The organism is Micromonospora noduli (genome assembly GCF_003264365.1).
Classification (GTDB): Bacteria; Actinomycetota; Actinomycetes; order Mycobacteriales; family Micromonosporaceae; genus Micromonospora; species Micromonospora noduli.
Window position 1 is genome coordinate 22,808 of the sequence record NZ_PYAK01000064.1, and the last position, 8,084, is coordinate 30,891.

Consider the following 8,084-nt stretch of genomic DNA (forward strand, 5'->3'; position numbering starts at 1 on the left):
GGGCGAGGATGGTGCACATGCCGTCGTACTCCCGCTCCGGGCGTTCCGTCCTCGGGCGGACCGTCGGCACCGGCATTCGCGCCGTCCGTCTGCTGTTTCGCGGTTCGGTGGGCAGCGGCCGCTGGGTGACCCGCCGGGCCGGGCGGGCCCGGGCCCGGGGTGCCGGCGGCGAGGTCGGCATGGTTCGCCTGTTCGACCTGCACGCGCTCTCCTGTGCCGGCGACACCCTGATCGCCATCGGTCTGGCCGGCACGATCTTCTTCAACGTGCCGCTCGGCGAGGCCCGCAGCAAGGTGGCGCTCTACCTGCTGGTGACCATGGTGCCGTTCGCGATGCTCGCCCCGGTGGTGGGCCCGCTGCTGGATCACTTCCGGCACGGCCGGCGGTACGCCCTGGCCGCGACGATGCTCGGCCGCGCCTTTCTGGCCTGGTTGATCTCCGACTACATCCACGGCTTCGGGCTCTACCCGGCCGCGTTCGGGGTGCTCGCGCTCTCGCGGGCGTACGGCGTGGCCCGCTCCGCGGCGGTGCCCCGGTTGCTGCCGGAGGGCCTCGGCCTGTCCCAGGTGGGTGCCCGGGCCAGCGTCTACGGCACTGTCGCGGGTGCGCTGGTGGCCCCGATCGGGTTGGCCGCGTTCTGGTTCGGGCCGCAGTGGCCGCTGAGGGTCGCGTCCTTGATCTTCCTGGTCGGCATGGTGATCTCGTTGCGGCTGCCGCCGAAGGCCGACTCGGAGCCACCGGAGCGCGTCCCCCGGCCACTGCGCGCGCTGGGCCGCCGCCGTGGCGACCGGCCGCTGGGTCGGGGCCGACCGTCCGGCCGGCTGGTGATCGCCACCCTGATCGGCGCCGCAACGCTACGCGCGCTCTACGGCTTCCTGCTGCTCTTCCTCGCCTTCGCGATCAAGAAGGGCGACCTCACCACTGTGGTGTTCGGCCGGGATCTGGGCGCCGAGTGGGCGTTGGGCGTCGTCGGCGGTGCGCTCGCGGTAGGCACCTTCCTGGCCACCGCCATCGGCACCCGACTGCGCATCCACCGGCCGACCGCCATCCAGTCCAGCAGCATGATCATCGTGGCCGGGGTGGCGGTGCTCGCCGTCATCCAGTTCTCGCTGCTGATGGTCGCCCTGCTCTGCCTGGTCGCCGCGCTGGCCAGCGGGGTGGCGAAGCTGGCGGTGGACGCCTCGATCCAGGAACGCATCCCGGAACGGTTGCGGGCCAGCTCCTTCGCCCACTCCGAGACGGTGCTGATGCTCGCCTTCGTCGCCGGCGGCGGGCTCGGGCTGGTGCCGTTCGATGGTCGGATGGGCATCGCCGTGGCCGCCGGCGTCGGCGTGCTGGCCGCGACCCGGGGTGTGCTGGCCGCCGCCCGGCTGCGCGGCGAGAAGCTGGCCGGCCGACCGCTCGGTGACGACGAGCTGACCGAGGACGAGCCGGCGGACGAACCCGGGGACCCCACACCAACCTCACCGGCGCCGGTCCAGACCAGCTCACCGCAGTACGACGACCCGAGCCCCGCCCCGCCGGGCTACCACATCTACCGCCCGTCGTCGGCCGTTGGCGGCCCGGGTGGCGGGGTCGACGACGAGACCCGCCGCGAGTCCCCCGGCTCACTCTCGTGACCGGTCTGCTGGTGGTGACGGCGGTTCCAGCCGAGGCGGACGCGGTCCGCGCCGGGCTGACCGACCCCACCGTGACCGTCACCCCGATCGGTGTGGGCCCGGCGGTCGCCGGTGCCGCCACCGCCCGGCTGCTGGCGCTGGCCGAGGCTGCCGGCCGCCCGTACCGTGCGGTCGTCAGCGCCGGCGTGGCCGGCGGCTTCACCGGGCGGGCCGAGGTCGGCGACACGGTGCTGGGCACCGCCAGCATCGCCGCGGACCTGGGCGCGGAGTCGCCCGACGGCTTCATCCCGGTCGACGAGCTGGGCATGCCGCCCGCGCTGCTCGGTGCGGGCAGCAGGGTGCCGGCGGACCCGGGTCTGTTGGCGGCACTGCGAGCCGCCCTCCCGACGGCCACGGCCGGCCCGGTGCTCACGGTCAGCACCGTCACCGGCTCCACGGCCAGCACCGACGAGCTGCGCCGGAGGCATCCGGAAGCGGTCGCCGAAGCCATGGAGGGGTACGGCGTTGCGGTCGCCGCGGCGCAGGCCGGGGTGCCGTTCGCCGAACTGCGCACCATCTCCAACCCGATCGGCCCCCGCGACCGGGAAGCCTGGCGGCTGCGCGAGGCCCTGGCCGCCCTGACCGCAGCAGCCCCGGCGCTGCGCTGACCCGGCGCTGCGCTGACCCGGCGCTGCGCTGACCCGGCGGACGTTCAGGAGAAGCAGCGTTTGCCCGGGTGGCCCAGGCGCAGTGCGGTTGGGCGGCGTGCCTCGATCTCGAAGCCGCAGGCCAGCAGCAGGTCGGTGCCGGATCCCTCGGCGATAGCGGCCGCGTCGTCGATACCCGCCTCGCGCATCGCGGTCAGCAGCGCGGTGACCAGCCGACGCCCGAGCCCCAACCGCCGGTACCGGGCGTCGACAAGCACGCCGTCGAGCACCACCTCCCGCTCCGGCATGTCCGGATGCCACTCCCCGTACTCCAGGAACGGGCTCCTTTCATGCGCCCGCAGCTCACCGGCCAACGTGCCGTCGGGAAGCTCGGCGACGTATCGCCAGCAGGTGGCCGGCAGGTCGCTACTGATCACGCGGCGCACCTGCGCAGTCCGCCGGACCTCGGCAGCCCACCGCCGATTGTCGCGATAGCGCCGGTTCAGCTCGTACGCGGCCGGTGGCAACGGGAGCGGGTACCGCTCGGGCGGCAACCGGTACCACTCCGCCCACCAGGCACCGGGCCAGTCCCGAGGTTCGTGGACCGGCCAGACGTCCAGATGAGCCGGGTATCGGCGGCCCGCCTCGTCCCGCATGTCGTCATGCGGAACCGGCGCGGGTTCGGTGACGCCGGAGATGGTTGGTGGGACGCCAATGGCCAACGTCCCACCCGCCGCCTGGACGAGGCGTTCCACTGTCCGGAATCGGGGATCGAGCGCTCGCCCCGACTCGATCCGGGCCAGCGTCGACTGCGGCGCCCCGGATTTCTCGGCCAACTGCCGCTGACTCAGATCGGCCCGCCGACGCAGCGCACGGAGCGCCTGCCCGAGATCGGCTCCGCTGGCCTCGTCGGTGTGGTCACTCGCCTCGGTCACAGGCCGATGTTCCCGGCTGGTCAGCGAGCTATCAACACCCTGCGCCGAGCTGTGGATAACGCTGTGGACAACCCCGCCGACCGGTGGATGACCTACTCCCGCGAGTCCTTTGGAGCTGAATCGTTTGCGGCATCACCACCCTCTCGGGGCCCGGGCAAGATCGCCCGGCCCCCGGCCCCGACCCCGGCCATGGCCCTGACCCCGACCCCGGCCCCGACCCCGACCCCGGCCATGGCCCTGACCCCGACCCCGACCCCGACCCCGACCCTTGGCCCCGACCCCGACCCCGGCCCCGGCCCCGACCCCGGCCCTGGCCCCGGCTCCGGCCCCGGATCTGGCCCTGGCCCCGGATCTGGGTGTGGATCTAAGTCTGGGTCTGGGAATGGCCCTGGATTTGGCCTGGGCCTGGGCCTGGGTTCCTGGCCTTCGAGCTCGCACCTTTGGCCCGAGCTCCGGACAACGGTCACCGACTCTGGGCGATTCGTTTACGACATCAGCTCCAAAGGGAGACTGGGGTGGGTGCTCGACCCTGCTGGGCCGGTCGTTTTCACGCGTTGTTCCGCCCGGCGGCGTCCACCGCAGTTCGTGCCGCCGCCACGCTCCGACGCAGACCACAGCTGCAGACCACAGCCCCGGGTCACAGCCGCACGTCACGGTCGCGGATCACAGTCGCGGGGGTGGGCGCGGGCCCCGGGCGGAGGGCGGGGCTACCGTGACGGTGTGGCGCTCTCCCTGGCGATCTCGCCCTGCCCCAACGACACGTTCGTCTTCCACGCGCTGGTGCACGGGCGGGTGCCCGGCGCGCCGCCGGTCGAGGTGACGTACGCCGACGTGGACGTCACCAACACGGCGGCCGAGCGGGGCGCGTTCGACCTGGTGAAGGTGAGCTTCGCGGCGCTGCCCTGGCTGCTCGACGACTACCACCTGCTGCCCTGTGGCGGCGCCCTCGGTCGCGGCTGCGGTCCGCTGGTGCTCACCCGGGGCGACCGTGACGGCGGGCCGGACCGGACCGACCTGACCGGTGCCACGGTGGCGGTGCCGGGAGACCGGACGACCGCGTACCTTCTGTTCCGGCTCTGGTCGGCTGGGCGGCCGCCGGCCCGGATCGAGGTGGTTCCGTTCCACGAGATCATGCCGGGCGTGGCGGCTGGACGCTACGACGCTGGGTTGGTCATCCACGAGGCACGGTTCACCTACCACCGACACGGCCTGAGCGCCCTGGTCGACCTCGGCGAATGGTGGGAGGCCGATACGGGCCTACCCATCCCCCTCGGCGCGATCCTGGCCCGGCGCGGGGTGGTCGACCCGGAGGCCGCGGCCGGCTGGATCCGCGAGTCGGTCCGGCAGGCCTGGGCGGACCCGGCGGCCAGCCGGGAGTACGTGCTGGCGCACGCCCAGGAGATGGAGCTCGACGTGGTCGACCGGCACATCGGCCTCTACGTCAACGAGTTCACCGCAGACCTGGGCGAGGCCGGTTTCGCCGCGGTGGCGGCACTGCTCGACCGGGCCGCCACCGCCGGCCTGGTGCCTCAGACCTCCAGCTCGCGGGCCACCGCGTGGACCAGCTGAGCGATCTTCTGCGCGGCCTTCTTGTCCGGGTACCGACCCCGGCGCAGGTCCGGCTGGACCTTCGCCTCCAGCACCTTGATCATGTCTTCGACCAGGCCGTGCAGCTCCTCGGCCGGCCGACGGCGCAGCTCTGCCATCGACGGCGGCGCGTCCAGCAGCTTGACCCCCATGGCCTGCGCGCCCCGGCGGCTGTCCACCACGCTGAAGTCGACCCGCTGGCCACCCTTGAGGTCGGTGACACCCGCCGGCAGCGCCCCCTTGGGCAGGAACACGTCGCCGCCCTCGTCACTCGTGACGAAGCCGTATCCCTTGGCCGTGTCGTACCACTTCACTCGACCCGTAGGCACCTGAAAACCCCTGCTTCACTTGAGCCGCTACTGCTCCAAGGCTAGCTGGATCATCCCGTCGAGCGCCGCTGGGAATTCGGTGAGCTCGTCCAGCACCACTTCCGCGCCGGCCGCACGCAGCTCGTCGGAGGAGCAAGGGCCGGTCGCCACACCGATGCCGGGCACCCCGGCCGCTGCCGCCGCCACCATGTCCGCGACATGGTCACCGACGTAGTGGGTCGCGCCGTGTTCCCGCAGAGCGGTCGCCTTCTGCTCGGCGAACAGGTCGCCGGCCAACTCGTCGACCGTGAGACCGAGGTGGTCCAGGTGCAACCGGGCCAGCCGGCCGATCTTGGACGTGACGACAAGCACCCGGCCACCCCGCGCACGAATCGCGTCGATGGCCTCCCGCGCACCGGGCAGCAGAAGCGTCGGGGTGATCGCGTACGCCGGGTAGAGCTCGCGATACACCCGCACCGCCGACTCCACCTGCTCCGGTGGGAACCAGTGCGCGATCTCGGTACGCAGCGGCGGCCCGAGCCGGGACACCGCCAGTTCGGCGTCGACCGGCACACCGGTCCTCGCGGTCAGCGCCCGGTACGCCGCGGCGATGCCGGGGCGGGAGTCCACCAGGGTCATGTCGAGGTCGAATCCGACGGTCAGTGCGGGCATGTCGAGAAACGTACCGGCTACTCCCAGTCGACCGGACGTCCGAGGGGCGCGGAAGCCCGGTACCGGGCTAGCGTGGAAAGACGATGACCACCTCACTCGCCGACCACCTGCGGTCGCTGCCCGACGAGTCACTGGCCGCGCTCCTCCAGCTGCGGCCCGACCTCGTCGTGCCCGTGCCGGCCGACGTCTCCGCCCTGGCCATCCGGGCCCAGTCCCGGGTCTCCGTGGCCCGCGCGCTGGACGGTCTGGACCAGTTCACCCTCCAGATCCTCGACGCCGCCCGCCTCACCCGGAATCCGGACGACGCCACCACGGCCACCGACACCGTGCTCGCGATGGCGACCGCCGGGCCGCAACCGCCGGCTCCGACGGCCGTCCGGGCCGCCGTGGGCCGACTACGTGCGCTCTTCCTGCTGTACGGCCCGGAGCACGCGCTCCAGGTGCTGCCCGCCGTCGACGAGGTCTCCCCGTACCCCGCAGGGCTCGGCCGACCGGCCGCGGAGCTGGACCCGCGCACGGCCGCGCTCTGCGCGGACCCGTCGAAGCTCCGACGGACGGTGCTCGCCGCCCCGCCCTCGGCCCGGGCGATCCTGGACCGGTTGGCGGCCGGCCCGCCGGTGGGCAGCGTGCCGCCCGGGGCATTGCAGGCGCCGCCGCTCGGCGCGGAGGACCCGGTCCTGTCCGACCCGACCAACGGGGGCGCCCCGACCGGCTCCCCGGTGCGGTGGCTCGTCGACAACCGGTTGTTGGTCCCGGTGACGACCGGTTCGTCCACGGCCAGCGGAACGGTGGAGCTGCCCCGCGAGGTCGGCCTCCTGCTGCGCCGCGACAGCGGCCCCCTCGGGCCCCTGCGCACCAGCCCACCGCCGGTGGCCACCGCGCCTCGCGAGCCGAAGGCGGTCGACTCGGCCGGGGCCGGGCAGACCTTGGAGGTGGTCCGGCACACCGAGGGGCTGCTGGAGCAGCTCGCCGACGAGCCCGCGCCGGTGCTGCGTTCGGGTGGCATCGGTGTACGGGACCTGCGCCGGTTGGCGCGTACCGCCGGGCTGGACGAACCGACCACAGCGCTGCTGCTGGAGGTGGCGTACGCGGCGGGGCTCCTCGGTGAGCTGGAGATGCCCGGTGCGACCACCGGTCGGTACGGGGCGGATCAGCAGGTGCTGCCGACCGGCGGGTACGAGGTGTGGCGGGCCGCCTCGCTGGCCCAACGGTGGGAGCAGCTCGCCCGAGCGTGGCTGACCATGACCCGGCAGGTGGGGCTGGTGGGCCGCCGTGACGACCGGGACCGGCCGATCACCGTGCTCTCCTCCGAGGCCGAGCGGGCCAGCGTGCCGGCCACCCGACGGGCGGTGCTCGGCGTACTCGCCGATCTGGAGCCGGCGACGGCACCCACCCCGGAGGAGGTGCAGGAGCTGCTGGACTGGCGGGCTCCGCGTCGCAGCCGGGGCCGGGACGCCGCCCACCGGGAGGTGCTGGCCGAGGCCGCACAGCTGGGCGTGACGGGGCTGGGGGCGCTCACCTCGTACGGTCGGCTGCTGCTGGGGGACCTGACGTCGACCAACGAGCGGGGTGACGACCCGCTGGGCGTGCACGCCGATGTCGAGAGCGGCGACCCGTCCAGTGCCGCTCGGGCGCTGGACGCCCTGCTGCCCGCACCTGTCGACCATTTCCTGGTGCAGGCCGACCTGACCGTGGTGGTGCCCGGCCCACCCGAGCCGGCGCTCGCCGTCGAGTTGGAGGCGATGACCGAGCTGGAGTCGGCCGGCGGGGCCAGCGTGCACCGGGTCACCACGGCGAGTGTGCGGCGGGCCCTGGATTCCGGCTACACGGCCGACGATCTGCACGACGTGTTCCGGCGCCGGTCACGTACCCCGGTGCCGCAGGGGCTCACCTACCTGATCGACGACGTGGCCCGTAAGCACGGCGGGCTGCGGGTCGGCCTGGCTGGGGCGTACCTGCGCAGCGACGACGAGACGCTGATCAGCGAGGTGTTGGCCGACCGGCGGCTGGAGTCGCTGGCGCTGCGCCGGCTCGCGCCGACGGTGCTGTGTACGCAGTACCAGGTTGGTCGGCTGCTGGGCGCTCTGCGCGACGCGGGGTACGCCCCGGTGCAGGAGGACGGCACCGGCAGCACGGTGCTGGCCCGGCCGCGGATCCGGCGGGCCCCGCCCAGGGTGTCGGTGACCACCCGGACGATCGACCCGCTGGCCGCCCCGAAGCTGCCCATGCCCCGGCTGCTCGGCGTGGTGGAGCACATCCGGCGAGGCGACGCGGCGGCGCGGGCGGCCCGACGGGCACCGGCGGTGGTGCGCGGCGGTGCGCCGGGGCTGGGCGGCG

At 73.8% G+C, this 8,084-nt stretch carries 7 protein-coding genes; 4 read left to right on the plus strand and 3 right to left on the minus strand.

The window, feature by feature from the left end; translation table 11 throughout:
• Window positions 1–17 precede the first annotated feature (17 nt).
• Both GUI43_RS29090 and GUI43_RS29095 read left to right on the plus strand, forming a co-directional pair.
• Complete coding sequence (locus GUI43_RS29090; protein WP_112581832.1) at window positions 18–1,619, plus strand: MFS transporter; 1,602 nt, start codon at window positions 18–20, stop codon at window positions 1,617–1,619.
• A complete protein-coding gene (locus GUI43_RS29095; RefSeq protein ID WP_112700222.1) occupies window positions 1,616–2,266 on the plus strand; it encodes a futalosine hydrolase in 651 nt (216 codons plus the stop codon). Before GUI43_RS29090 ends, GUI43_RS29095 begins: the two co-directional genes overlap by 4 nt.
• A gap of 44 nt (window positions 2,267–2,310) precedes the next feature.
• Here the strand turns inward: GUI43_RS29095 and GUI43_RS29100 are convergent, their stop codons facing one another.
• Complete coding sequence (locus GUI43_RS29100; protein ID WP_112700223.1) at window positions 2,311–3,180, minus strand: helix-turn-helix domain-containing protein; 870 nt, start codon at window positions 3,178–3,180, stop codon at window positions 2,311–2,313.
• A 720-nt stretch (window positions 3,181–3,900) separates the two neighbouring features.
• Between GUI43_RS29100 and GUI43_RS29105 the strand changes: the two genes are divergently transcribed.
• The gene (locus GUI43_RS29105) at window positions 3,901–4,749 is read left to right on the plus strand and encodes a 1,4-dihydroxy-6-naphtoate synthase (protein ID WP_112700224.1); all 849 of its coding nucleotides are present in this window, start codon (window positions 3,901–3,903) and stop codon (window positions 4,747–4,749) included.
• Here GUI43_RS29105 and GUI43_RS29110 read toward each other — a convergent pair.
• The gene (locus GUI43_RS29110; protein WP_074316242.1) at window positions 4,710–5,096 is read right to left on the minus strand and encodes a cold-shock protein; all 387 of its coding nucleotides are present in this window, start codon (window positions 5,094–5,096) and stop codon (window positions 4,710–4,712) included. The two genes, GUI43_RS29105 and GUI43_RS29110, sit on opposite strands and share 40 nt — an antisense overlap.
• Before the next feature lie 27 nt (window positions 5,097–5,123).
• The gene (locus GUI43_RS29115; protein ID WP_091395288.1) at window positions 5,124–5,747 is read right to left on the minus strand and encodes an HAD family hydrolase; all 624 of its coding nucleotides are present in this window, start codon (window positions 5,745–5,747) and stop codon (window positions 5,124–5,126) included.
• A gap of 83 nt (window positions 5,748–5,830) precedes the next feature.
• On the opposite strand from GUI43_RS29115, the gene GUI43_RS29120 reads away from it, so the two are divergent.
• Window positions 5,831–8,084: helicase-associated domain-containing protein (locus GUI43_RS29120; protein ID WP_112700225.1), on the plus strand; the 2,254-nt coding region annotated here is incomplete at its 3' end.

Bases quoted from the DNA above. Each gene is read 5' to 3' on its own strand.
- GUI43_RS29090 (WP_112581832.1), top strand. From the start codon at position 18: ATGCCGTCGTACTCCCGCTCCGGGCGTTCCGTCCTCGGGCGGACCGTC.
- GUI43_RS29115 (WP_091395288.1), bottom strand. From the start codon at position 5,747: ATGCCCGCACTGACCGTCGGATTCGACCTCGACATGACCCTGGTGGAC.